Below are 22,246 nucleotides of genomic sequence, written 5' to 3'. Positions count from 1 at the left end.
CAAATGCGTCAACCGGCCACCGGCTCCCAACCCCAATACGAGTGGACCTCAGTACTCCGAATATTCATGGAGAGAGCCGTGCTTCGACGACACAGGGATTCCTGACCGGGCAGGACGCGCGATCGCAGGCCTGGGGAACGTGTCCCCGGGTGGAAGAAGGAAGAATCGATGATCCGGTTCGGTGGATACCAACGTCCTAGGGGACGGATGGGGGTGGCGCGCGCGGCGGTCTGGTCGAGCTCGTCCTCTGCGTGAGGGCCGCTGCCGGGCGCGACCAATTGCCGGCAGGGGTCGTCTGCAGCCCGCCAGAGGGGGATCCGCCGGGAATCGGGTATCCACCACCACGGACCGGATCAGCTTCGGTGTACCGGTACCTCTGTGCACCTGACTGTGGGCGCACGGGCCGCCGATCGGCATTGACCGGCGAGTGCTCCCGCCTGAACATCGCGTGGACGATCATCGGCAATCCGTGGAACTACTGGCCTGACTGGCCGATGCCTGCGCGCTGGCATGGTCCTGGAGTGGTGGCAGACGCGCGGCCAACGGGTACTCGCGTGACCGCGGCGATGCCGACGTCCGGTTGGTGCGTCCACGAGTCGAACAGCTCAACCGGAGTGGCAGTCGACACCTCGGTTCCCAGAAGCCAGGTCACTGCCTGAGAACGGCGACGTCTACGGCGGCCCCCAGCGTGACTGCCATGACCGGCCACGCAGAACTGGGGACCAAATGGCGTCTGTCCGAGCTGTGCCGTAGAACGTTCTGCCGCGACGGGAATCCCGGCGTGCGCACCCCCAAACAGGTCGGAAGCGGTGGCTTGGGACGGGTGGCCGCAGGGCGGCGGCGCTTTGGGGACTGAGCCCCGCCCTGCTGACCGATACCCCTCAGTGTGTCTCGGATCGACGCGAGCATCACGGGGCCAGGCCAGGACTGCCCCGGGGCATGACCGTGCCTGCGCCGTGGCCTAAGAGTCAACTGATCGCTTTTCCCGCGAGGGAATCGGGGGAGAAGACGGTGACGGGTTCCGGTGCGATTTCATCGCGCCGGAACCCGTCACCGGAAAAGCTGTGGTCAGCGTCCAGACCACACTGGTTTGCGCTTCTCCGCGAAGGCCTTTGGCCCTTCCTTGCTGTCCGCGGAATTCGCGTAGGCCTCGATCGGCTCGAACCGCGTCGCGAGAGCCACTTCCAAGGGGTACCCTGCTCGCTCGAGGGCAGCGTGCTTGGCGGCCTGCACGGCCAGGGGGGAGGCCGCGCAAATCTTCTCAGCCCAGGCGGCAGCAGCTGCCTCGAGCTCTTCACGCGAGGTCACCTCGTTGACGAGGCCGTACTGCAAGGCATCCTGGGCGCCCAGTCGCTCGCCGGTGAGGATCATGGCCATGGCGATGCGATGGGGCAGCTGGCGGATGGCCCGGTGCACGACCCCGCACTCCCCGATGATCCCGGCCTTGGTCTCCGGCAGCCCGAACTGGGCGGTGTCTGCGGCGACAATGATGTCGGCGCACATCGCGAGTTCGAAACCACCTCCGAGGGCGTAGCCGTGGACGGCCGCGATGAGAGGCTTCTTCAGCTTAAGCAGGGGGCCGCCGATTCCGGTGAGCCCACCCCCCAGGGCCAGGCGGGAAGCGTGCGCCTCTGGTCCACCGCCGACGTCCGCTCCCGCGCAGAAGGCCCGGTCTCCTGAGGCCGACAAAACGGCCACCCAGATATCAGGGTTGTCGTTGATCTCCTGCCACGCCTGTTGGAGCCGCAGGTCCAAGTCGTGGGAGATCGAGTTGAGGGCCTTGGGCCGGTTCAGGGTGAGGTGCGCGACGTGTCCCTTGACCTCGAAGAGCAGCTCCTGCGCGGTGTCCTGCCCCGGGGTGCCGGTGCCATCCGGTTGAGTAGTAGTCGTGGACATGTTCAGGACCTCCGCGCAATCATCGTCTGGTGCTCGGGCTTCGTGTGGAAGTCGATCGTGCCCGCATGCTGCAGCTCCCGGCGCTTGAACCGCCAGCCCTGCGGGGTGCGGACCATCACGTCGTGGTACTGCCCCAGCACGTAGCCATCCGGGCGTTCGCGCTGGTAACGGTGCCATGCCAGAAGGCCTGAGCGGACCCTCGCCGTGTCCTCGTCCTCAAAGTCGATCTTGATGTTGGAGACGTGGTGGCTGGTGCCGGTGAAGAAGGTGCCCACCCCTTCGAGCGTCTCCCGGTACGCGTCGATGCCCTCGGCTCCGAATCCGGGGCCGTAGGCGACGTAGCAGTCATCCGTGAACAGCTGGGCGAGTTCATCGGTGTAATTCATGTCCAAGAAATACGCGTAGTCGTACAGCGTGTCCTTGATCGCGTCCTTGTCCAGCAGTTGCTGGATGGCTTCCTGAGTCGGCTCCGGCCTCATGTCTTCTCCTGAGTTCTTGGGCGCCGATGCTGGGCGCCCCGGTTGTCAACGTGAGTGTAAATCTACAGTGGTGTTGATTGGGAATCAAGGCTTCGTGAATACGCGGAGGAAGGTCACCAGGTGTCGATTCGACGCCGCTGAGCGGGCTCGTCCGAGCAGTCGGCGGTGGCGGTCAGGACATGGGTGATCCACGAGCGTGTTTCGGCGGGGTCGATGACGTCGTCGATCTCGAAGACGGAGGCCGCGTTGATCGCTTGTCCGCGCTGTCGGTACTCCTCGGTGAGGCGGCGGAGTTCCGCATCGCGTTCCGATCCGGTGGGGATGGCCTGTAGCTCCTTCCGGTAGCCCAGGCGGGCGGCGCCCTCGGGTCCCATGGCGCCGATGTCCCCGGTGGGCCAGGCCACGATGGCGTCCGGGGTGCGGAAGCTCCCTCCGGCCATAGCCTGTCCGCCCAGTCCGTATGATCGCCGGATCACCACACAACAGAAGGGCACCGCGAGGTTGGGTGCGGCCACCAGGAGCCGGCTCACATGGCGCACCGTGGCGCGGGTCTCGGACTCGGGGCCCACCATGAACCCCGGGGTGTCGCACAGGCTAAGGACGGGGAGATCGTGGGCGTCGCACAGCTGGAGGAACCGGGCCATCTTGTCTGCCGCGTCGCTGTCGATGGCGCCGCCGTTCACCCGACCATCATTGGCGATGATCCCCACGGGACGGCCCTCGATTCTCCCCAGGATCGTGAGGGCGGCGCGTCCGAATCCGGCACGCAGTTCCAGGGTGGAGTCCTCGTCACAGAGCACCTCGATGAGCCGGCGGATGTCGAAGGAGCGCCGCGGCTGCTCGGGCACCAGGTCCCTCAGCAACCGCTGGTCGGCACTGGACCACCTTGTCGAGGGACCTTGGAAGTAGCCCAGGTACTTCCTGGCCGTCCTGGCTGCTTCCCGCTCGTCCTGGACGAGGACATCCACCACGCCGTTGGGCACCTGAACGGAGACGGGGCCGATCTCCTCTGCGGTGAAACTGCCCAGCCCCCCGCCTTCGATCATGGCCGGTCCTCCCAGGCCGATGTTGGCATCCTTGGTGGCGATGATGACGTCACAGGCGCCCAGCATGGCGGCGTTGCCGGCGAAGCATCGCCCCGAGGCGATGCCCACGGTCGGGACCAGTCCGTTCAGCCGTCCTAGGGCCGTGAAGGTTCCCAGGTCCATACCGGTGGCTCGCGCCTGGTTGTCCGTGTCCCCGGGGCGCCCGCCACCGCCTTCGGCGAAGATCACCACGGGGGTGCCCCGGCGTCGGGCGAGGTCGAGTATCCGCTCGGCCTTCCGGTGGCTTTGCATCCCCTGCGTCCCGGCCAGCACCGTGTAGTCGTAGGCCAGCGCGGTCACCGGGACAGGGTCCCGACCGGCAGTGGCGCCCACCGAGCCGACGGCCGTGACCAGCCCATCGGCAGGAGTGTGGGTTTCCAGGTCCTCCTGTGAACGGCGGGCCCGCTGGGCAGCGACCACGAGCGAACCGTACTCGTGGAAGGCGCCGTCGTCGAAGAGCTCGGCGAGGTTCTCCCGGGCCGTCCGTTTGCCGAGGCTGTGGCGTTTCGCCACGGCCTCGGGCCGGTTGCCGTCCGTGGTCCGGGCCCGGCGGGCGAACAGGTTCTGAAGATCATCCCGCGTGCCGGTGGCGGGAATGGCGGCGGGAACCTCCGGCTGCTCAATGGCTTCAACCCCACGTGATTCGACGGTCAGGAGATGCTGTCCTTCCCGGACCGAGCTGCCGGGGAGGACTTGAACGTCGCACACCGTCCCGTGGGCTGGTGAGGGGATCTCCTGCTCCATCTTCATGGATTCCAGGACCATCAGGGGCTGTCCCCGACGCACCCGAGCACCGGGGACCGTGAGCACGGAGACCACCGTGGCCTGGGTCGGGGAGGCCACGGTAATCCTCTCCCCCTGGTCGACATCGTCCTGGACTGGGGCCAGCAGGGCATCGAGAAAATCGGACGTCGTGGTACCGCAGCGCACCTCCTCCATGGACAGGAGGCGGTCCAGGAGGGGGAGGTTGGTGTGGGGCCCCTCGATGCGGAAACCGGTCAAGACCTCTCGAAGTTCGTCCATGACCTCATGCAGGGACGAACCCTCACGGTGCACGATGACCTTGCCCAGCAAGGGGTCGTAAACGCGGTTGACATCCATGCCCTCAAAACCGTGCGTCTCCACCCGGATCCCCGGACCCGAGGGGGCCTCGAAACGGCTCACCCGGTCGGGGCCCCCGGGCTCCACAGTGACCCGGGCCTCGACCGCGGTCCCGCGAACGGTGACGGTGTCCGCGGGGTCCAGACCGCACTCGGCCAAGGAGGCGCCGGCGGAAATCCGTAATTGGGTGCGCACCAGGTCAACGCCCGTCACCTCTTCAGTGATGCCGTGCTCCACCTGCAACCGCGGATTGGCCTCGATGAAGAAGTAGGCCCCGGGCTTGTCGAGGTCGACGAGGAACTCGACCGTGCCCAGGCCGCGGTACCCCACCGCGCGGCAGAGCTCCACGGCCGAGGCCTGCATCGCAGTGCGCAGATCCTCGGTGAGGAAGGGGGCCGGAGCGATTTCGATCATTTTCTGGTGCCGGCGCTGGATGCTGCAGTCGCGGTCCCCGAGGTGCACCACGTTCGAGCCGTCTCCCACGACCTGCACCTCCACGTGGCGTGCCCGGGGCACATAGCGCTCCACGTAGACGTAGGGTCGACCGAAACTTCGTGCGGCCTCCGACCGGCACCGTTCCAGGGCTGAGGGTAGATCCGCCGGCTCCTGCACGATGCGCATGCCTCGTCCGCCCCCGCCGGCCACGGCCTTGACGATGACCGGCGCCCCGTCCAACGAGGCCATGAACTGTTCAGCCTCCTCCACGCGTGCCACCACTGCGGTCGCGGGCAACACCGGCACCTGCACCCGCGCGGCGAGTCCGCGGGCGGTGCCCTTGTCCCCAAGAAGGTCGAGGACCTCTGGGTCGGGTCCCACGAAGGCCAGGCCCGCCTCGGCGCAGCTGCGGGCGAACAGCGGGTTCTCGCTGAGGAATCCGTAACCCGGATGCACCAGATCGCACTGAGCGTCCAGGCCTGCCTGCAGCACGGCGTCGATGTCGAGATAGGCGGCCACTCCAGCGGCACCCAGCGACCGTGCCTCATCGGCGGCGCCAACGTGGGCCGAATCTGCATCGTCGGTGGCGTAGACGGCCACGGTGCGCAGGCCCAGGCCGTGGGCTGCGCGGATGATGCGCAGGGCCACCTCTCCCCGGTTGGCGATCAGAACTGCGGGCATACCCGCCTCCTTCTGGTCGGACGGGGTGAGAGTCCCGTCCGGCTTCACTTGAGTTCGCGCGCGAGGACCCGCCCGCTTCCGGTGCGGGGGAACTCTGCGTGCACGCGCACCAGATCGGGGACCCCCCGCTTGCCCAGGTGCTCCCGGCACCATGCCAGGAAACCGTTTTCGGACCAGGCGGCGCCGGGGATGACGTGGGCCACAACGACGGCGTCCAAGGTGGGATCCTCTTGGGCGGTGATGGCGACATCGTTGACCAGCGGGCAGGCCTGTAGGTCCAGCTCCAGGGCGTAGGTCGAGAGATTCTCCCCGCCCCGCCGGATGATGTGCATCGCCCGGCCCCGGAACTCGAACCGTCCGTCGGAACGTCTCACCATGACGTCGCCGGTCCGCAGCCAGCAACCGTCAACGATGGTGCGCCCCGTTTCCTGAGGATCTGCGTGGTAGCCGAGCATCAGGGTCTCTCCCGGGATGCCTCGAACCCACAGCTCGCCCGGCTCCCCGTCCCGGGCATCGCTTCCGTCTTGAGCAACCAGCCGGACTTCGTCCACGCCGAGGAAGGGACGGCCGATAGTTGCGCGGTCGTCCGTCTCCCAGACCGCCCCGCCGAGCACACCGGTGACGGATTCCGTTTGGCCGTAGATCTGTCGGGTCTGCACGCCGGGGACCAGTTCATCCCACGCGTCCCAGTCGCTGCGGCTGAGATTCATCCCGTACTGGATCAGACGCAACTGGCCGGGATCGACCGGGCCTGCCGCGTCCATGGCCTTGTGCAGAGCCATCCGCATGGGCGGAGCCACCATGGAGCTGACGGTGCTCCCGGTCCAGCGGGCGGCGGAGAAGTAATGGGTCGCGCTGAACCGGGGAACGACGCTGATCGACCCACCGGTCACTAGGGGCGGAGCACACAGGTAGAGCTGGGCGTTCGTGTGGAAGAAGGGGGAGCACAGATAGTGCCGATCCTCGGAGGTGAAGCCCGAGTTCCGTGCCATCCGTTCACCCGACATCACATAATTGCGGTGAGTGAGTTCAACCAGCTTCTGGCGTCCACTGGTCCCTGAGGTCGGCAACCGTCCGGCAATCATCTCCGCCGTCGGGTCCTGCAATGGGAGCGTCCCCAGGCGATGGTCGGCCAGGGCCCCCGTCGGGTCCCAGAGGGCCTCTTCCGGAGTGACCACGAGTTCGGTGGGGACCCCCGTACGTCGGATGGCCTCGGCGATGATGGGGCCATTGGCGGTTGAGGCGATGGCGAGAAGCGGCTGGGTGGCGACGAGAACTCTCTCGAAGGCCAGCCGGCCAGCGTCGGGATCCATCACCTGGACGATGCCCCCGTTTCCGGGGACGGCCAACCACAGCGATATCAGCAGTGGACAGTTGGGCAGGGCTACGAAGGTGCCCGCCTGGTCGCTGATGCCTGCCGTTGCTAGGCGTCGCCGTAGCACATCGACCGTCTCGGCGAGGCCCTGCCAGGCCATGCGTCCGTAGGTAGCCGGTTGCGCGACGTCGCGCAGGAAGACCAGGGCGTCCTGGCTGGCGCGCTGGGTCGACCAATGCTCCAGGTGCTGCAGCAAAGTGCGGCCCGAGGTCAGGTCGTAAGCCCGCGCAGCGGTGGGCGCGACAGCTCCAGGTGCGTGTTTTGTCATGTCAACGGCCTTCCAGCACGTGCGATCTCCGTCGTCGATGGACCTCTGAACGACGCGATGACCGGCTTGAGACCTTCTTGGCCGATGCGTTCCCGTAGCTCCAGGACCGAGGGAGACAGATGCAGCAGGGCGTCCATCTCGCTCACCGAGGAGGCAGCCTGTCGCACCCCCATGGCTTCCATGGCCCGGTTGATCGAGAGCTTCTTGATGGCCAGCACCTCGGAAGGAACCTGCGCGATCCGCTCGGCCAGGGCCCGTACCGTCTCGAGCAACTGCTGCTCAGGCACGGCATGATTGGCCCAGCCCCACTCCACGGCGGTGCGGCCGTCGATATGGTTGCCTGCCACGAAGGCAAGTTCCTTGGCGCGCTTGGGTCCCACGAGCGGCGCCCACGTAGGGGCGATGTACCCGCCGCCGATGGCGATGGAGGGTTCGCCGATTCGAGCGTCTTCGGCCACGATGGTGATGTCGGAGTAGACGCACATCTGGGTTGCTCCGGCCAGGCAGTACCCGTGCACGGCGGTAATCACGGGTTTCGGGTGGTCCCAGATCGCCAGCCACCGCTCCAGGTTCTTCTGCAGCCGGGCTCGATCAGCCACCGGGTCGGCCGCTTTAGGCGTGCCCACCTGGCCGATGTCGAAGCCGGCGGAGAACCCCTTGCCCTCGCCGCGGATCGCCAGCACGGGTCCGCCTTCTTCACGCAGTCGTTCGAGTGCCGCGCTGAATTCCTCCAGCATCTCCTGACTCATGGAATTTGCCTGATCGGGGCGGTCCAACACGATCCATGTCAGCGGACCCTCATGTTCGATCCGGATGTGCGTCCCAGTGCTCATTTCGCTTGCTCCAGTGCTCCGGCCACGTGTCTGGCATTCGGATTAGGCCGGCGGTCATACTCGCCGGCGCTTGATTGATCTGGTGGCCCAGCCTATGGAGCCGAACCAAGGGCGTCAACCCTAATGTTGACGCCACGTCAACTCATACGTTGACGACAAGCGTGACCCATGTCATAGTAAATTCTGTGAAGGAGGCTCGCCATGAATGATGATGAAGAACTCGCCATGTGGAGTGAGGTAATGCCCCTAGGTGATCTGCTGGTGCGTTCCGCCCACCAGGCACCCGATCGTGATGCGCTGGTCCTGCCCGGGCAGCGTTACACGCATGCAGAGCTGTTCGCCCGGGCGGTCGGGGTGGCCCGCAGCCTGTTGTCTCTGGGGGTGCGCCGCGGGGACCACGTGGGGATCCTGGGCCACAACGGCATCGAATTCATCGAGAGCGTCTTCGGGGTTGCTCTGATGGGGGGAGTGGCCGTTCCTGTCAATGCTCGGCATCGGACCGATGAGCTCGACCACATCGCCGAGAACGCCGATCTGGTCGGTTTCCTTACGCTCGGCTCATCCCCCGGGGCCTATCTGGACTTCCCGAATGTCCTGGCCCAGGCCTTGGACGGCCTGGATGCACAAACCGATGTGCAGAGTCTGCGTCTCCCCCGCCATCCTCGGTTGAGGTTCGTCGTCGCCATGAACGGTGAGGCCGGACCGGGCCTGATGAGCCGGAGTGAGTTCGACGAGTTTGCGGGACGGACCGACTTGATGCAGGTCCACCGCTCCCGGGCCTCCGTGCGCGTCCGAGACGCCGCGATGCTGCTCTACACCTCCGGCACCACGGCCCACCCCAAGGGGTGCGTCCTCAGCCATGAGGCGCTCACGCGGGGTGCTGTGCACCGTGCTCGCCATCGCTACGGCGCCGGTGGCCCTGACGTTACCTGGGGCGCTGGCCCCCTCTACCACATCGGAAGCCTGAGTCCCTTCCTCGGCTCGATCGGCGCCTGCGGCACTTACGTCACGGACACGTATTTTGATGTCGACCGGGCGGTCGACCTCATGGCACAAGAGGGAGTCACGGTGGCGTTCCCGTGGTTTCCGGCCATCATGCAACCCATGCTGGATCACCCGCGGTTCGACGCCCGGGCGCTGCCGCACCTGCGGTCCATCCTCGTCATCGGCCCCCGCCCCCTCATCGAACAAGTGCAACAAACCTTTCCACACGCCGAGATGCTCGCGGCGTGCGGTATGACCGAGGCAGCTGGGATCTACGCACTCAGCGATCGGCTGGAGAGCGTTGAGGAACGCTCGGAAGCTCAAGGCAAGGCGGTCCCCGGTATTGAGCTGCGCATTGTGGACATCGCCACCGGTGAAGACCTTCCCGACGGGCAGATGGGAGAGATGCTGATCCGCGGATACTGCGTGATGACGGAGTACTACCGCGACCCCGCCAAGACGGCCGAAACCCTCAGCGCGGATGGGTGGTTACGCACCGGAGACCTCTACAGCCGCACCCCTGACGGGAGAGTGGTGTTCCACGGTCGCCTCAAGGACATGCTCAAGATCGGTGGCGAGAACGTGGCCACTATCGAGATCGAGTCCTTCCTATGTCGCCACCCCGCAGTCCGCATGGCCTCCGTGGTGGGGCGCCCGGACAGTCGCCTGGATGAAGTGGCGGTCGCCTTCGTGGAAGTGGAGCCAGGTCAGCACCTCACAGAAGACGAACTTCTCGATTTCTGCCGAGGAAAGATCTCCAGCTACAAGATCCCCGCCGAAGTGCACTTCCTCGGAAGTGAGGAGTGGCCGATGTCGACCACCAAGATCAACAAGCGAGGATTGCGCGCCCGCCTGGAAGACTCCAAGGTCGGTTCCGCATGAGTCCTGGACTTAGTCTCGAGCAGCTCAGGGAAGACGCGGAGTTCCTGCTGCAGGGGGCACCCCCCGGCAGTCCCCTGCCGCCACTGACGGCGGCATTCATCCAGTACGCCACGAGGGTGTCCGTGTCCGTGCTGGATGTGGACGCGGCCCGACCCTTCGCCGAGGAGTGCCTGGACCACGGGGCCACGCCCGAACAGCTGCACGAAGTGCTCACATTGGTGGCCGGCCTGGGAGTGCACTCCTTCATGGAAGGCTCCCAAAGTCTGGTCGAGCTCGCTCAGGAACGGGGGATCCATCCGGCCACCGAGGCTCAGGCTGCTAGCGAACTGGTGGAGACGTGGACGGGGGGAGGGGCCTACTGGGAAACCTTTGACGGGTACGTTCCCGGGTTCCTGGACGCGCTGGCCCAGAGTTCACCCTCGGCACTGGAAGGCTTCATGATGATTGGAGCCCTCCCAGGGAAGACCCGCACCGTTCCTGCCGTGACCAAGGAGCTGATCTCCATCGCCGTGGACGCCATGCCCATGCACCGGTACATGCCGGGATTGGCCCTGCACGTTCACAACGCTCTTGAACTAGGGGCTGGATCCACGGAGATTCTCTCAGCCATCGACCTGGCTAAGGCAACTCCGGGCCACCGGGGCGTCCCGGCCCGCGGCGCCGCGGCGGCTATGACTCAGCGCCCCTCCACCGCTGCTCAAGCGGCCATAACGAACAGGTAGTATCGAAATCTATGTCGAAGACAGCAACCCGGGCGGCCAGCAGCGGAATGAGCCAGAGGCGAGAGCTGGCCATCAAGGAAGGCAACTCTGCCTACCTCAAGAAGCGTGCCGAACTCCTTAGGACGGCTGCCGAGGTCTTCAATGAGCAAGGGTACGAGTCCACGACCCTGAATGACGTCGCCGATAGGTTCGGCACTGACAGGGCCAGCCTTTACTATTACGTGGCCAGTAAGGAAGAGCTCTTTCAGGAGGTCTTCCAGAGCTCGGTGCAGGGAGTTCTCGAGGACAACCTCAGGGAAGCTCAACGAATTGAACGCCTTGACGTCACCGCTCGAGAGAAGCTTTCCCTGCTTCTCCAAGTGCAGTTGAACTCCTATGCAGAGAACTATCCTTATGTGTATATATACATAAGCGAGGACATGGGGAAAGTGGCTTTTCAGTCAACCCCCTGGGCCCAGGACATGCTGGCGAAAACCAGGGCCTTCACGTCAATAGTCCGGCAGATCTTGGAGAACGGCGTCGAGGAGGGGGAATTCCGTTCGGACGTCCCCCCCGCGCTGATGTCTCGAGGGTTCTTCGGCATGATCAACTGGACTCACCGGTGGTTCAATCCCAAGACCGGTGCATACTCTGCCGAACAAGTAGCACGGGGCTTCTCGCAGATCTTCTTCGACGGCGTCGCTCCCCGCCCCGGCGACAGCCCGGCGTAGGAGAGCCCGACCGCGGCTTGATACCCGGTGCAGGGAGAAGCCCTCAGTGGGGGCACTGAGCGCTTTCGGCGAACAGGGGCATCCGCGTTGAGCCACCTCCGGTGCCCCTGTAGGGGCCACGCATTACGGGCCGTGCGCGCTTATTGCCCGGCCCCACCCCTCTGCCCCGTGTCGCAGGGGGGCTCGTCTGATTGGCCGGTCTGACAGTTGGGGCCTGACCGCCAAGCTCACGCCTACCCCTCCCATGAACACCGCAACAGACGCGCTGGCCCGCCTGCGACGCGCCCGACATGGCCACGGCATCGTCCGGTCCTGCACCCCGGCGGTCAGGTCTCATAGGCACGGGATCCTAGTGTGGCAAGCTGCGGGCCCATTGCCGACTGAGCGATTGCAGCATGCCCGGTCACTGTCGGGGACCATCTCCGTGGCCGGTCGCCGTCACCGGCTATAGAAAAATCGAGGGATGACCTCTCGATCCGGCCGCATTTGTCCGCCAGTCAACTAAAGCGTTGACAAGATGGCGGTCCGGCATCAGTATGGAACCCGACTTGGCTCACTCTTCGGTGATTCGGTCGCTTTGGGCTCATAGTTCCGCGTGATTCCGGGGTTCTTGGTCGCGGGGTGGGGCACTAGCCGGGGTGGTTCTAGGCTGTTGAGGGTGTACATCCGGCAGGTGAAGACGAGCTCCGGGGCGACCGCGGTGCAGATCGCGCAGAAGCGCCACGGCAAGCGGGAGATCCTTGAACACCTCGGGTCGGCCCACGACGAGGTGACCCTGGCCGCGCTGGAACAGGTGGCGCGGGAGAAAATCCAGGCCGGGCAGATGGCTTTCGACCTCGACCTGCACACCGATGACACCACCACGGCCCCCGCCAAAGGCGTGGATGCCGGTGGCGGGCTGGTGCTGCACGGGACCCGACCCAGGGTGCTGTGGGAAGTGCTGGAGCAGGCCTACGAGAGGATCGGATTCACCGGCGCCGTGAACGACGAGGTCCTCAAGCAACTGGTGCTGGCCCGGGTGATCGAACCAACCTCGAAGCTGGACTCTCTGCGGGTGTTGGCCGAGCTGAACGTGGAGAACGTGCCTTCCTATGCCACGCTCAAGCGCCATCTGGCCCGCTGCGTTCCTGACAACTGGCGGGACCTGCTCTCCTCGGCGGCCTACCGGTTCGCCGCAGACGGTGGCGCGGTCAGCGTGTGCCTATACGACGTGACGACCCTGTATTTCGAGGCCGACGAGGAAGACGAACTACGCAAGTCAGGGTTCTCCAAAGAACGCCGGATCGACCCCCAGATCCTCGTCGGACTGCTGGTCGACCGGCACGGGTTCCCGCTGGAGCTGCACTTCTTCGAGGGCAACAAGGCCGAGACCCGGACCATGATCCCCGTGTTGGACGCCTTCCGGGATCGCCACCAGGTGCAGGACATGCTGGTGGTGGCTGATGCCGGCATGCTCTCCTGGGCGAACATCCAGGCCCTGGAGGAGGCCGGATACCAGTACATCGTCGGCTCGAGGAACGCCAAGGCCCCCATGGACCTGGCCAAGACGTTCGCCACGACGGGCAACCACTTCGCCGATGGCCAGGTCATCGAGACCACCACTGAGTTGAAGAAGGGCACCGAGTCCTCACGGCGGCGCGCGGTCTGGCAGTACCGGCTGGCCCGCGAACACCGCGACCGGCGCAACCACACGTTGCAGGTCCAGCGGGCCGAGGACATCGCCGCCGGCCGCAAGGCCCAGCGCAAGGCTCGGTTCCTAACCACGGGCCAGCGAAAGTCCCTGACCGTGGACTATGAGGCGGCCAAGGCCGCCGAGCAGCTCTTCGGGCTCAAGGGCTACGTGATGAACACCAGCATGAAGGTACTCTCCGGGGCCGAGGTCGTGGCTGCCTATCACTCACTGTTCGAGGTCGAGGCCTCATTCCGGATGGCCAAATCCGACCTGCGGGCCCGCCCGATCTTCCACCACACCCGGGATGCGATCGAGGCCCACCTGACCATTGTGTTCTGCGCCCTGGCCGTAGGCCGACACCTCCAGACGGCCACCGGAATGAGCCTGCGCCGGATCATCAAGACACTCCAACCCCTCCGAGAGGGCCTGGTCGAGATCAACGGGACCATCGCCACCATCCCCGCAGCCCTCACCCCCGAAGCCAAGGAAATCCTCAAGACCCTGCCCGAAAAATCAGGGCACTAGGAATGAGCCAAGTCGGGAGGGATGACCTCTCGATCCGGCCGCATTTGTCCGCCAGTCAACTAAAGCGTTGACAAGATGGCGGTCCGGCATCAGTATGGAAGGCGTCAGTACCCAATCAGTACCAATGTTGCTGACTGCGGGTGAGAAGCACCGACCCGGGCGAACCAAAGCAGGACGAGGAGCCTTCGGCGTGTCCCATGCAACCCTGGCCAAGGCCACCACGACCTCGCTGGCACAGGAATCCGCCGTTGCGGGCCGGGTCCTGATGGGAGGCAATGGCATCCTGTCCGGACACGAAATGGCCCGGCTCTTCAACGACGTCAAGATCTTCTACACCTACGAGGGCACCTACGAGATCAACGCCCTCATCGTGGGCCGAGCTGTCACCGGCGTGTCTGCCTTCGTCTGAGCGCTATCCTTCCCCACCCCTATAGATAGGAACCCTTCATGGACATCAACAACTCTTCGGCTCTGGTCACCGGCGCTGCTTCCGGTCTGGGCGCGGCGACCGCTGCGATGCTCGCCGCCCGCGGCGTGCGTGTGATTGGTGTCGACCTGCCCGCGGGTATCAGCAAGGCGCCGGCCGTGGAGGGCGTCACATATGTGCCCGCGGACGTGACGGATGCTGAGCAGGTGCGTGCCGCGGTCGCGGCCGCCGGCGAGGCCGGGCCGCTGCGCATGGCGGTGAACTGTGCCGGCATCGCTCCGTCGGCCCGGATCCTAGGGCGGAATGGCTCCCACGATCTGGGAATGTTCGAGACCGTGGTACGGGTCAACCTCATCGGGACGTTCACCGTGATGACCCTGGCCGCGGAGGCCATGGCACAGACTGATCCCGTCGATGAGGACGTGCAGCGTGGGCTGATCGTGAACACCGCCTCGGTCGCCGCCTTCGAGGGCCAGGTCGGCCAAGCGGCCTACGCAGCGTCCAAGGGCGGGGTGCACAGCCTGACCATCACCGCCGCTCGCGACCTGGCCAGTTTCGGCATCCGGGTGAACACGATCGCCCCGGGCATCCTGGAAACCCCCATGCTCGCCACCGTCGGCGAGGACTACCGGGCCGGCCTGGCCGCCGGGGTGCCCTTCCCTGCCCGGCTCGGCCGGCCCGAGGAGTACGCCCAACTGGTGGGCTCGCTCCTGGACAGCGACTACCTCAACGGGGCCACCGTGCGCCTGGACGGTGCCCTGCGCATGGCCCCGCGCTGAGCCATCAGCGCCCGGCAAGACAACACACCATCACGTACCTGGAGGAATCCCATGACTGAGGCCTACATCATCGACGCGGTCCGCACCCCCGTCGGGCGGCGCGGTAAGGGACTGGCGGGCGTGCATCCGCTGGACCTGGCGGCGGCGCCGATCGCCGAGCTCGTGGGACGCCAGGACATTGACTCGGCGGAGTATGACGAGGTGATCCTGGGCTGCATCGACCAGCTGGGCCCGCAGGCCATGGACATCGCCCGTAACGCCTGGCTCGCGGCCGGACTGTCCGAACACGTCCCCGGGACGACGGTGGAGCGCCAGTGCGGGTCCGGCCAGCAGGCGATCCATTATGCCGCCCAGGCGGTGATGAGCGGGACGTCGGATCTGGTCGTGGCCGGCGGGGTGCAGTCGATGTCCGCGATCCCGCTGTCGGCGTCGAATCGGGCTGGGGCCGGGTTCGACGACCCGTTCACCGGGTCGGCGTGCTGGGCCGACCGGTACGGGGGCCAGGAGATCTCCCAGTTCCGGGGCGCGGAGATGATGGCCACCCAGTGGGGCTTCCCCCGGGATCAACTGGAGGAGCTGGCGGTGAGCTCGCACGAGCGGGCCCTGGCCGCCCAGCGGGATGGTCGCTTCGAAAAGGAGATCGTGGCGGTGCCGGGGGCCCCGCAGGTCACCGCCGATGAGGGGCCACGTGCCCCGGACCTTCAGAAGATGCGGTCGCTGGATCCAATCATCCCCGGTGGGCTGCACACCGCGGCGACCGCCTCGCAGATGTCCGACGCCGCCGCGGCCCTGCTGATCGCCTCGCCGGCCGCTGTGGAGCGGTACGGGCTCACGCCGCGGGCGCGGATCCACCACGTCTCGGCCCGGGGCGATGATCCGGTGATGATGCTCTCGGCCCCGATCCGCGCCACAAAGTACGCCCTGGCCAAGACCGGGATGTTCCTGGACCAGATGGACGTGATCGAGATCAACGAGGCCTTCGCCGCCGTCGTGCTGGCCTGGCAGCGGGAACTGGACGCGGACATGGCCAGGGTGAACGTCAACGGCGGGGCGATGGCGTTGGGGCATCCGATCGGGGCCACCGGCGCCCGGCTGATGGTCTCGTTATTGCACGAGCTCGAACGGTCCGGGGGCCGGTACGGGCTGCAGACCATGTGCGAGGGCGGCGGTCAGGCCAACGTCACCATCATCGAATGCCTCTAGGGTCTCTCGTCGGGCGCGGCAGGCGCCGCCGTCGCGGCCCCGACCGCGCGATCGACATCGACCACTTACTCGACCAGAAGAACAGCAAAGGAAGACCGTGACACAGACTGAGAACACCCTGGCCGTCCGCGTCGAACACCGTCCCGGCGTCGTGCGTCTCGTCCTTCAGCGTCCCGCGGAGGGCAACGCCCTGAACCTGCAGATGGCCCGCGAGGCACTGACCGCCCTTCGCGCGGCCGAGGCCGACCCGAACGTCTACCTGCTGACACTGACGGGGGAGGGCCGGTTCTTCTGCGGCGGTGGCGATGTCAGGAGCATGGCTGCCCGTGAGCCCGAACTGCGACCGGAGTTCCTCAGCACCCTGGCCGAGGCCGCGCACGAGCTGGCCCTGGCCATGACGCAATCCCGGCTGCTCATCCTCGCAGGTGTCAACGGCATCGTGGCCGGCGCAGGACTGGGTCTCATGCTCAACTCGGACTGGGTCCTGGTGACCGAGGACGCGCCCTTGATGGCTGCCTATGCCAGGATCGGCCTGACCCCGGACACGGGCGTGTCCTACTGGTTGCCCCGGCTCGTCGGTCACCAGCGTGCCGTCGACCTGACCCTCGGGGGACGACGGCTCACCGGCTCCGAGGCCGTCGACTGGGGACTGGCGAACCGGTCCGTGCCGGCCGCAGAGTTCGCCCAACGACTGACTGAGACGGAGGACCGCTTCCTCCATGGCGCCCGGCACGCCCTCTTCCCCACTAAGCAGCTATTGCGCAGCGAGCATGATGGGTACGAGGCGCATCTGAAGGCCGAGTCCGCGAAGATCGCCGAACTCTCTGGCCACCCAGATTCGATCGAACTTGTGGACCGATTTGCTGGGAAGTGACATCCCACCACGACGCTAACCACCTGCCACCTAACAGCACCTACGTGCGGCAACCCGGGCGGAACCATCAAGCGGCATGCCCTCGTCGAACCTGCCCAATGAGGAAGGACTGCAGTCATGTATCAGATCACCGAGGACCAGCAGGCACTGGTGGAAGCCGTCCGCGACTTCGCCACTGAGAGGATCGCTCCGCACGCGCTGGAGTGGGATGCCGAGAAGCACTTCCCGGTCGACGTCCTCGCCGAGGCCGGTGAACTCGGCCTGGGCGGCATCTACGTGGACGAGGAGCATGGCGGCGCGGGGCTGGACCGCAAGGACGCCATCCTCATCTTCGAGGAGCTGTCCAAGGCCGATCCGGCGCTGGCGGCCTACATCTCCATTCACAACATGGTCGTCTGGATGATCGACAGCTTCGGCACGGACGAGCAGCGCGCCCAGTGGGTACCCACCCTGGCCTCCATGGAGCACCTGGGCAGCTACTGCCTGACCGAGCCCGGCGCGGGATCGGATGCCGCGTCGCTCACCACCCGGGCCGTGCGGGACGGCGACGACTACGTCCTCAACGGTGTCAAGCAGTTCATCTCGGGTGCCGGCACCTCCGAGTACTACGTGGTGATGTGCCGGACCGCGGACACCGGGTCCAAGGGCATCTCCGCGCTCGTGGTCCACAAGGACACCCCCGGGCTGTCCTTCGGTCCGAACGAGAAGAAGATGGGCTGGAACACCCAGCCCACCCGGCAGGTGATCTTCGAGGACGCCCGTGTCCCGGTGGTCAACCGCCTGGGTGCGGAGGGCGACGGGTTCCACATCGCCATGAAGGGCCTCAACGGCGGTCGCATCAACATGGGGGCCTGTTCCCTCGGGGGCGGCCAGGCGGCATTGGAGAAGGCGACCGTCTACCTCAAGGAGCGCACCGCCTTCGGTGCTCCGCTGACCACCAAGCAGTCCCTCGTGTTCGACCTGGCGGACATGGCCACCGACCTGGAGGCAGCCCGCACGTTCCTGATGCGGGCGGCCGACGCCCTGGAGCGCAAGGACCCCGACACCGTGCGGTTGTGCGCGATGGCCAAGCTACTGGCCACCGACACCGGGTTCGAAGCGGCGAACAAGTCGCTGCAGCTCCACGGCGGCTACGGCTACCTGCACGAGTACGGCGTGGAGAAGATCGTCCGGGACCTGCGGGTCCACCAGATCCTCGAGGGATCCAACGAGATCATGCGATTGATCGTCGGCCGCATGCTGGTCGACGCCTGAGACAGTGCCCCGGAGAGCCGGACCGGCACCGATCCGACTCGGAGGAAAGGAAACCATGAGCATCGACGCATCGTCGCCGACGTCATCGGCGCAGCCGACCGAACCCGAGGTGATCGTCCGCAGGGCCGGTCACCTGGGCCATATCGTCCTGAACCGGCCGAAGGCCCTGAACGCCATCACCCCCGGCATGGTGGACACCGTCCGTGCCGCCCTGGACGAGTGGCGCCAGGACGACGGCGTCCGGACCGTCCTCGTCTCGGGCGCCGGCGAGCGGGGGCTGTGCGCCGGCGGGGACATCGTCAACCTGCACCGCACCGTGACGGAGGGCCACCCGCAGGACGCCGACCACTTCTTCGACATCGAGTACACGATGAACGGGGAGATCGCGGACTACCCCAAGCCCTTCGTGGCGTTCATGGACGGGATCGTCCTGGGTGGCGGCGTGGGGATCTCCGCCCACGGTTCCCACCGGATCGTCACCGAGCGGACCCGGCTGGGCATGCCGGAGACCGGCATCGGCTTCTTTCCCGACGTCGGCGGGTCCTGGCTGCTGGCCCGCGCACCCGCCGGGTTCGGCACCCACATGGCCCTGACCTCCCAGCACGTCACCGGGGCGGACGCCCTCGCCCTGAGCTTCGCCGACCACTTCGTCCCCTCGGAGTCGCTCGGGGACCTGGCCCGCGCACTGGAGACGCAGGAGGCACACGAGGCGATCACCGCCGTCGCCGTCCAGGCCCCGGCCGCACCCCTGTTCGAGCACCGTCGGTGGATCGAATCCGCTTACGCGGCGGCCACCGCGGAGGAGATCGTCGCCGCACTCGAGGCCGACGGAGACCCGGCCGCCGTCGAGGCGGCCACACAGATCCAGGCCAAGTCGCCGACGTCGGTCAAGGTCACCCTGGAACTGGTCCGCCGGGCGGCGCAGATGTCATCCGTCCACGAGGTGCTGGACCAGAACCGCCGGGTGGCCTACCACCTGATCCGCAGTGACGACATGAGCGAGGGCATCCGCGCCCAGCTCGTGGACAAGGACCGCAACCCCCGGTGGAATCCCGCCACCCTCGAGGACGTGCGCGACGAGGACGTCGCCCGGGTCTTCGCCGGGGCCGACACCGACCACTCATCCAGTACCCCCGCCGTTACGGCCCTCAAGGAGACCTTGTCATGACCGAGACCACCGACACCCCTGGCAATACCGGCGCGTTGCCGGACATCGCCTTCATCGGACTGGGCCACATGGGCGGCCCGATGGCCGCGAACCTCGTCAAGGCCGGATACCGGGTCACCGGCTTCGACCTGGTGCCGGAGGCCCTCGACCAGGCCCGCGCCGCCGGCATCGGGATCGCCGGTTCTGGGCCCGACGCCGTCCGCGAGGCCGACCTGGTGATCAGCATGCTGCCCGCCGGACGCCACGTCCTGGACGCCTACCAGGGCAAGGACCGATCCGATGGCGGAGAGCCCGTCGAGGGCCTGCTGGCCGCGGCGCGGCCCGGGACCCTGTTCATCGACTGCTCCACCATCGCGGTGGAGGACGCCAGGAGCATGCACGAGATCACGACGGCGGCCGGGCACCGGTCCCTGGACGTGCCCGTCTCGGGCGGCACCGTGGGCGCCGAGGCCGGGACCCTGGCCATGATGGTCGGTGGGTCCGCGGAGGACTATGCCGAGGCCCTGCCCGTCCTGGAGGTCGTCGGGCGCCGCGTGGTGCACTGCGGCGAGGCCGGTGCCGGACAGGCCGCCAAGGTCTGCAACAACATGATCCTGGGCGTCTCGATGATCGCGGTGTCCGAGGCCTTCGTGCTGGGGGAGAAGCTGGGCCTGAGCAACGAGGCCCTGTTCGACGTGGCCTCCAACGCCACCGGCCAGTGCTGGGCGCTCACCACCAACTGCCCGGTGCCCGGCCCCGTGCCGACCTCACCGGCCAACCGTGACTTCATGCCGGGATTCTCCGGGGCACTCATGGCCAAGGACCTCGGCCTGGCCCGGCACGCCATCGAGTCCACCGGCACCCAGAGCCGGATGGGCCTGCTCGCCGAGGAGATCTACGCGGCGTTCGGCAAGGGCGAGGGTGCCACCAAGGACTTCTCCGCGATCATCCAGCAGATCCGCGACCACTCCGACGCAGTGTCCAGCCCTCCCGGGGCCTGACCGCGACCGCGCCCGAACACACCGGAACCTGAGTCCAGGAGAACCACCATGACAGAGCAGACTGTGACCACCGAGAGGGCACCCATGATCACCGAGTACGAGACCATCCTGGCCACCGTGGAGGGCCGGGTCGCCACCATCACCCTGAACCGGCCGAAGGCCCTCAACGCGATCAGCAACCAGCTGACCCAGGAGGTCATCGACGCCGCCGTCCGCTATGACCGCGATGAGGACATCGGGGCGATCATCATCACCGGCTCGGAGAAGGCGTTCGCGGCCGGGGCCGACATCAAGGAGATGGCCACCCTTAGCTTCGCCGAGGCCTATACCGCGGACATCTTCGGCATCTGGGAGCGGTTCACCGCCCTGCGGACGCCGATCATCTCCGCGGTGGCCGGGCACGCGCTCGGCGGCGGCTGCGAATTGGCGATGATGGCCGACATCATCCTGGCCGCGGACAACGCGAAGTTCGGCCAGCCGGAGATCAAGCTCGGCATCATCCCGGGAATGGGCGGCTCCCAGCGCCTGACCCGGGCGATCGGCAAGTCCAAGGCCATGGAGATGGTGCTCACCGGCCGGACCATGGGCGCCGAGGAGGCCGAGCGCGCCGGGCTCGTGGCCCGCGTGGTCCCGGTGGCCGACCTGCAGCGCGAGGCAGCCGAACTCGCGGCCACGATCGCCGGGATGTCCAAGCCGATCGCGATGCTCGCCAAGGAGGCAGTCAATGCCGCGTTCGAGTCCAGCCTGGCCGAGGGCGTGCTGCTGGAGCGCCGTCTGAACTACGCCTGCTTCGCCACCGAGGACCAGTCCGAGGGCATGGCGGCCTTCGTCGAGAAGCGACCGGCCACGTTCACCCACTGCTGACCTGTACCAGCCGCGGCCCAGCTTCAGCCACGGCACACCCCCGGCCCCCTTCGGCCACCCCCGGACCGCTGCGGACGCCCCAGCCCCGGAACCCGATTCGACCCGAGAGAAGGACCCCATGACTGAGATCACCCTGGATTCGAGGGGCAGTGACATCCTGGCCGATGTCGAACAGTTGCTGTGGATCGACGGCCGCGCTACCGAGGCCTCGACCGGCGAATGGCGGGATGTGCGCAACCCGGCCCGGCGCGGTGAGGTCATCGGCCGGGTGCCGGCCGCCGGGGTCGAGGATGTGGACCGCGCGGTGGCCGCCGCGCGTCGGGCCTTCCCGGACTGGCGCAGTGCGCACTTCACGGGCCGGGCGAAGGCGCTGTTGGCCATCGCGGACGACATCGAGGCCGAGGCTGAGAAGTTCGCCCAGCTCACGGCCCTGGACACCGGCAACGCGTTGCGCTCCCAGGCCCGTCCCGAGGTCACCACCCTGGTGTCCCTGTTCCGTTACTTCGCCGGTGTGGCCGGTGAGGCCAAGGGCGTCACCCTGCCGGCGGGGGACCAGCAGCTGCAGTACACCCGCCGCGAACCGCTCGGCGTGGTCGCCTGCATCCTGCCGTGGAACTCCCCGCTGATGATCGCCGCCTTCAAGGTCCCGGCCGCCCTGGCGGCCGGGAACACGGTCATCCTCAAGGCCGCGGATGATGCGCCCCTGACCATCCAGTACCTGGCCCAGGTCTGCCAGCGGCACGTGCCGGCCGGCGTCGTGAACTCCCTGACCGGCCGCGGCTCCGTCATCGGCAACGCGCTGTCCACCCACCCGGGGGTGGACAAGGTCTCCTTCACGGGCTCCACCGAGGTGGGCCGCGGGGTGGCCGCGCAGGCCTCCGAGCGCCTGGCGCACCTCTCCCTGGAGCTGGGTGGCAAGAACCCGTCCATCGTGTTCCCGGACGCGGTCGAGGACGAGGGGATCCTGGACGGGCTGATGCTCTCCTCGCGCTTCGCCCGCCAGGGTCAGTCCTGCACCGCCGGCTCCCGGCTGTTCCTGCATGAGGACA

17 protein-coding genes and 1 pseudogene are annotated in these 22,246 nt (G+C 66.9%); 13 read left to right on the top strand and 5 right to left on the bottom strand.

Going from position 1 to position 22,246, the window contains the following annotated elements; translation table 11 throughout:
* Positions 1-1,068 precede the first annotated feature (1,068 nt).
* The 5 genes from ACFFIO_RS04065 to ACFFIO_RS04045 form a co-directional block, all read right to left on the bottom strand.
* On the bottom strand, positions 1,069-1,896 hold the full coding sequence (locus ACFFIO_RS04065; RefSeq protein ID WP_159554405.1) for an enoyl-CoA hydratase-related protein: 828 nt from the start codon (positions 1,894-1,896) through the stop codon (positions 1,069-1,071).
* 2 nt (positions 1,897-1,898) lie between these two features.
* A complete protein-coding gene (locus ACFFIO_RS04060) occupies positions 1,899-2,375 on the bottom strand; it encodes a nuclear transport factor 2 family protein (protein ID WP_159554407.1) in 477 nt (158 codons plus the stop codon).
* A gap of 113 nt (positions 2,376-2,488) precedes the next feature.
* The gene (locus tag ACFFIO_RS04055; protein ID WP_159554409.1) at positions 2,489-5,677 is read right to left on the bottom strand and encodes a carboxyl transferase domain-containing protein; all 3,189 of its coding nucleotides are present in this window, start codon (positions 5,675-5,677) and stop codon (positions 2,489-2,491) included.
* Between the two features lie 44 nt (positions 5,678-5,721).
* Complete coding sequence (locus ACFFIO_RS04050; RefSeq protein ID WP_159554411.1) at positions 5,722-7,320, bottom strand: class I adenylate-forming enzyme family protein; 1,599 nt, start codon at positions 7,318-7,320, stop codon at positions 5,722-5,724.
* The gene (locus tag ACFFIO_RS04045) at positions 7,317-8,153 is read right to left on the bottom strand and encodes an enoyl-CoA hydratase-related protein (RefSeq protein WP_159554413.1); all 837 of its coding nucleotides are present in this window, start codon (positions 8,151-8,153) and stop codon (positions 7,317-7,319) included. The genes ACFFIO_RS04050 and ACFFIO_RS04045 overlap by 4 nt, the downstream gene beginning before the upstream one ends.
* A gap of 201 nt (positions 8,154-8,354) precedes the next feature.
* Between ACFFIO_RS04045 and ACFFIO_RS04040 the strand changes: the two genes are divergently transcribed.
* The 13 genes and pseudogenes from ACFFIO_RS04040 to ACFFIO_RS03980 all read left to right on the top strand — a co-directional run.
* Positions 8,355-10,019, top strand: coding sequence for a class I adenylate-forming enzyme family protein (locus ACFFIO_RS04040; protein ID WP_159554415.1), 1,665 nt, complete (start codon positions 8,355-8,357; stop codon positions 10,017-10,019).
* Positions 10,016-10,741 (top strand): carboxymuconolactone decarboxylase family protein, encoded by a 726-nt coding sequence (locus tag ACFFIO_RS04035; RefSeq protein WP_159554417.1) that lies wholly within the window; start codon positions 10,016-10,018, stop codon positions 10,739-10,741. Before ACFFIO_RS04040 ends, ACFFIO_RS04035 begins: the two co-directional genes overlap by 4 nt.
* Positions 10,742-10,752: 11 nt before the next feature.
* Complete coding sequence (locus ACFFIO_RS04030) at positions 10,753-11,451, top strand: TetR/AcrR family transcriptional regulator (protein WP_159554419.1); 699 nt, start codon at positions 10,753-10,755, stop codon at positions 11,449-11,451.
* A 652-nt stretch (positions 11,452-12,103) separates the two neighbouring features.
* A complete protein-coding gene (locus ACFFIO_RS04025) occupies positions 12,104-13,648 on the top strand; it encodes an IS1634 family transposase (protein ID WP_446681836.1) in 1,545 nt (514 codons plus the stop codon).
* 199 nt (positions 13,649-13,847) lie between these two features.
* Positions 13,848-14,057, top strand: a pseudogene (locus ACFFIO_RS04020) (acyl-CoA dehydrogenase family protein); the annotation flags it as partial.
* Between the two features lie 38 nt (positions 14,058-14,095).
* A complete protein-coding gene (locus ACFFIO_RS04015) occupies positions 14,096-14,854 on the top strand; it encodes an SDR family NAD(P)-dependent oxidoreductase (protein WP_159554423.1) in 759 nt (252 codons plus the stop codon).
* A gap of 51 nt (positions 14,855-14,905) precedes the next feature.
* Positions 14,906-16,057, top strand: a complete 1,152-nt coding sequence (locus tag ACFFIO_RS04010) for an acetyl-CoA C-acetyltransferase (protein WP_159554425.1) — start codon at positions 14,906-14,908, stop codon at positions 16,055-16,057.
* Between the two features lie 97 nt (positions 16,058-16,154).
* Positions 16,155-16,931, top strand: a complete 777-nt coding sequence (locus tag ACFFIO_RS04005) for an enoyl-CoA hydratase/isomerase family protein (protein ID WP_159554427.1) — start codon at positions 16,155-16,157, stop codon at positions 16,929-16,931.
* A 117-nt stretch (positions 16,932-17,048) separates the two neighbouring features.
* Positions 17,049-18,185 (top strand): acyl-CoA dehydrogenase family protein, encoded by a 1,137-nt coding sequence (locus tag ACFFIO_RS04000; RefSeq protein ID WP_159554429.1) that lies wholly within the window; start codon positions 17,049-17,051, stop codon positions 18,183-18,185.
* Positions 18,186-18,240: 55 nt separating this feature from the next.
* Entirely contained in the window at positions 18,241-19,353 is a 1,113-nt protein-coding gene (locus ACFFIO_RS03995) for an enoyl-CoA hydratase/isomerase family protein (RefSeq protein ID WP_159554431.1), read from the top strand.
* Positions 19,350-20,333: a 3-hydroxyisobutyrate dehydrogenase gene (mmsB, locus tag ACFFIO_RS03990; RefSeq protein WP_159554433.1), complete on the top strand. Its 984-nt coding sequence runs from the start codon at positions 19,350-19,352 to the stop codon at positions 20,331-20,333. Before ACFFIO_RS03995 ends, mmsB begins: the two co-directional genes overlap by 4 nt.
* Before the next feature lie 84 nt (positions 20,334-20,417).
* Entirely contained in the window at positions 20,418-21,197 is a 780-nt protein-coding gene (locus tag ACFFIO_RS03985; protein WP_159555338.1) for an enoyl-CoA hydratase, read from the top strand.
* Positions 21,198-21,315: 118 nt separating this feature from the next.
* The coding region (locus ACFFIO_RS03980) for an aldehyde dehydrogenase family protein (RefSeq protein WP_378040311.1) at positions 21,316-22,246 on the top strand (931 nt) is incomplete at its 3' end.

It is taken from the genome of Citricoccus parietis (assembly GCF_042433045.1).
Taxonomy (GTDB): domain Bacteria; phylum Actinomycetota; class Actinomycetes; order Actinomycetales; family Micrococcaceae; genus Citricoccus; species Citricoccus parietis.
Note: the sequence above shows the minus strand (reverse complement) of the source record. Positions and strands in the feature narration are given on the sequence as shown.

Bases quoted from the DNA above. Each gene is read 5' to 3' on its own strand.
- ACFFIO_RS04065 (WP_159554405.1), bottom strand. From the start codon at position 1,896: ATGTCCACGACTACTACTCAACCGGATGGCACCGGCACCCCGGGGCAG.
- ACFFIO_RS04060 (WP_159554407.1), bottom strand. From the start codon at position 2,375: ATGAGGCCGGAGCCGACTCAGGAAGCCATCCAGCAACTGCTGGACAAG.
- ACFFIO_RS04000 (WP_159554429.1), top strand. From the start codon at position 17,049: ATGTATCAGATCACCGAGGACCAGCAGGCACTGGTGGAAGCCGTCCGC.
- ACFFIO_RS04055 (WP_159554409.1), bottom strand. From the start codon at position 5,677: ATGCCCGCAGTTCTGATCGCCAACCGGGGAGAGGTGGCCCTGCGCATC.
- ACFFIO_RS04045 (WP_159554413.1), bottom strand. From the start codon at position 8,153: ATGAGCACTGGGACGCACATCCGGATCGAACATGAGGGTCCGCTGACA.
- ACFFIO_RS04030 (WP_159554419.1), top strand. From the start codon at position 10,753: ATGTCGAAGACAGCAACCCGGGCGGCCAGCAGCGGAATGAGCCAGAGG.
- ACFFIO_RS04035 (WP_159554417.1), top strand. From the start codon at position 10,016: ATGAGTCCTGGACTTAGTCTCGAGCAGCTCAGGGAAGACGCGGAGTTC.
- ACFFIO_RS04015 (WP_159554423.1), top strand. From the start codon at position 14,096: ATGGACATCAACAACTCTTCGGCTCTGGTCACCGGCGCTGCTTCCGGT.
- ACFFIO_RS04050 (WP_159554411.1), bottom strand. From the start codon at position 7,320: ATGACAAAACACGCACCTGGAGCTGTCGCGCCCACCGCTGCGCGGGCT.
- mmsB (WP_159554433.1), top strand. From the start codon at position 19,350: ATGACCGAGACCACCGACACCCCTGGCAATACCGGCGCGTTGCCGGAC.
- ACFFIO_RS04040 (WP_159554415.1), top strand. From the start codon at position 8,355: ATGAATGATGATGAAGAACTCGCCATGTGGAGTGAGGTAATGCCCCTA.
- ACFFIO_RS03985 (WP_159555338.1), top strand. From the start codon at position 20,418: ATGATCACCGAGTACGAGACCATCCTGGCCACCGTGGAGGGCCGGGTC.
- ACFFIO_RS03995 (WP_159554431.1), top strand. From the start codon at position 18,241: ATGAGCATCGACGCATCGTCGCCGACGTCATCGGCGCAGCCGACCGAA.
- ACFFIO_RS04010 (WP_159554425.1), top strand. From the start codon at position 14,906: ATGACTGAGGCCTACATCATCGACGCGGTCCGCACCCCCGTCGGGCGG.